The following is a 1,096-nucleotide window of genomic DNA, read 5'->3' on the forward strand; positions in this document are numbered from 1 at the left end:
CAGGACCCGGATCAGCGGGCGTACGACCTTGACCACGGCACGGAACGCCGGGCTCAGGAGCATCGCGGAGCGCTCCGGATGGGCGATGGCCCAGGACTTGGGCGCCATCTCACCGACCACCATGTGCAGGAAGACCACGATGATCATGGCGAGCGCGAAGGCGATGCCGTAACTGAGCGCGGTCGGCAGTCCGAGCCGCTGCAGGAGCGGGTCCAGTTCGTGCGAGATGGCGGGCTTGGAGAGGGAACCGAGGCCCAGGGTGCAGACGGTGATACCGAGCTGGGCACCGGCGAGCATCAGGGACAGCTCACGCATCCCGGCGAGGGCCGCCTTGGCGCCGCGCTGACCGGCCAGGGCGGCCTGTTCCATGCGGTGGCGCTTGGAGGCGACCAGGGCGAATTCGGCGGCGACGAAGAAGCCGCTGCCGATGAGCAGCAGCACGGTGACGAAGAGCGCCATGGGGAAGCTCATGCCTGCGGCTCCTGTTCGCCGTGTTCCGTGCGCTGCGTCTGTTCCACGCGCTGCGCCTGCTCTGCGGGCTGTGCCTGGTCCGCCTGGTGTTCCTGCTGGGCGGGTTCCGTGTGTTCGATGCGGACGTATTCGGCCACATGCCGGTCGAGCGTGCGGACCTCGATCCGTACGTCCGCGACGGTGAGGCGGTCCCCGACGGTGGGGAAGCGGCCGAGCCGGTCGATGACCAGCCCGGCGAGGGTGTCGTAGTCGCCCTCCTCGGGCAGCACGATGCCGGTGGCCTCCTCGATCTCGTCCAGGCGGCGCCCCGCGTCCACGATCCAGCCGGAGCCGTCCGCGACCGCGAGTTCGGCGACCGTGTCGGACTCGTCGGCGATCTCTCCGACCAGCTCCTCCGCGATGTCCTCGTACGTGACGATGGCCGCGTGACCGCCGTGCTCGTCCAGGACGACGGCGAACTCGTCGTCCCGCTCCCGCATCTGGGCGACCGCCGCCGGGAGCTTCATGTATCGTCCGGGCCTCCACGGCGATCGTCATGGAGAACCCGGTTCCGCTGCGGATCATCCCGCTGGTGGAACAGGCGGCCCAGGACACCGTCTGAGCCGGGGAAATCCGGGCAGGGGAC

The 1,096-nt window shown here is 69.6% G+C and carries 1 protein-coding gene and 2 pseudogenes; 1 reads left to right on the forward strand and 2 read right to left on the reverse strand.

Annotated features, from left to right (window positions below; all coding sequences use genetic code 11):
* Together AB0M27_RS48130 and AB0M27_RS48135 are read right to left on the reverse strand one after the other, a co-directional pair.
* Positions 1 to 471 (reverse strand): CNNM domain-containing protein (locus AB0M27_RS48130; RefSeq protein ID WP_365732503.1); only part of this gene is annotated, 471 nt, incomplete at its 3' end.
* A pseudogene (locus tag AB0M27_RS48135) lies at positions 468 to 977 on the reverse strand (transporter associated domain-containing protein); the annotation flags it as partial. The gene AB0M27_RS48130 and the pseudogene AB0M27_RS48135, both read right to left, overlap by 4 nt.
* Positions 978 to 979: 2 nt before the next feature.
* Here AB0M27_RS48135 and AB0M27_RS48140 point away from each other — a divergent pair.
* A pseudogene (locus tag AB0M27_RS48140) lies at positions 980 to 1,072 on the forward strand (Lrp/AsnC family transcriptional regulator); the annotation flags it as partial.
* Between the last annotated feature and the right edge of the window lie 24 nt (positions 1,073 to 1,096).

The sequence above is a fragment of the Streptomyces sp. NPDC052107 genome (assembly GCF_040680215.1).
Classification (GTDB): domain Bacteria; phylum Actinomycetota; class Actinomycetes; order Streptomycetales; family Streptomycetaceae; genus Streptomyces.